Source organism: Streptomyces narbonensis (genome assembly GCF_014649015.1).
GTDB classification, from domain to species: domain Bacteria; phylum Actinomycetota; class Actinomycetes; order Streptomycetales; family Streptomycetaceae; genus Streptomyces; species Streptomyces narbonensis.
The window spans coordinates 1-878 of the sequence record NZ_BMSF01000097.1 but is presented as its reverse complement, the minus strand read 5'-3'; the positions used below and the strand labels follow the sequence as shown (position 1 = coordinate 878).

The following is an 878-nucleotide window of genomic DNA, read 5'->3' as shown; positions in this document are numbered from 1 at the left end:
ATCAAGATGGTCCAGGCGATGCGCCACGGCGTCCTGCCGAAGACGCTCCACGTGGACCGGCCGTCGGAGCAGATCGACTGGTCGGCGGGCACCGTCGAGCTCCTCACCGATGCCGTGGACTGGCCTCGTAAGCAGGACGGCGGACCGCGCCGGGCCGCCGTCTCCTCCTTCGGCATCAGCGGCACGAACGCGCACGTCGTCCTCGAAGAGGCCCCGACGGCTGTCGAAGCCGCGCCGGCCGACGAGCCGACGTCCGTCGGCGGTGTCGTGCCGTGGCTGGTCTCGGCCAAAACCCCGGCCGCGCTGGACGCCCAGATCGGGCGGCTCGCCGCGTACGCCTCGCAGGGCCGTACGGATGACGTCGACGCCGGCGCCGTCGCTCGCGTACTGGCCTACGGGCGCGCGCAGTTCGAGCACCGGGCCGTCGCGATCGGCACCGGACAGGACGAACTCGCAGCCGCGCTCGCCGCACCTGAGGGTCTGGTCCGGGGTGCGACGTCCGGCGTCGGCCGGGTGGCGTTCGTCTTCCCCGGGCAGGGCACGCAGTGGTCCGGGATGGGTGCCGAACTACTGGACTCCTCTGCGGAGTTCGCGGCGGAGATGGCCGCGTGCGAGACCGCGCTCTCCCGTCACGTCGACTGGTCCCTCGAAGCCGTCGTACGACAGGCTCCCGGCGCCCCGACGCTCGACCGCGTCGACGTCGTCCAGCCCGTCACCTTCGCCGTCATGGTCTCCCTCGCGAAGATCTGGCAGCACCACGGCATCACCCCCCAGGCCGTCATCGGCCACTCCCAGGGCGAGATCGCCGCCGCGTACGTCGCCGGGGCACTGAGCCTGGAGGATGCCGCCCGCGTCGTCGCCCTACGCAGCCGGTCCAT

Annotated in this window: 1 protein-coding gene; it reads left to right on the top strand. The window is 72.4% G+C overall.

Annotation, left to right across the window (positions count from 1 at the left end):
* Positions 1 to 18 precede the first annotated feature (18 nt).
* Positions 19 to 878, top strand: an 860-nt coding sequence (locus tag IE124_RS34150) for an acyltransferase domain-containing protein (protein WP_306432463.1), incomplete at its 3' end; no start/stop codon positions are given.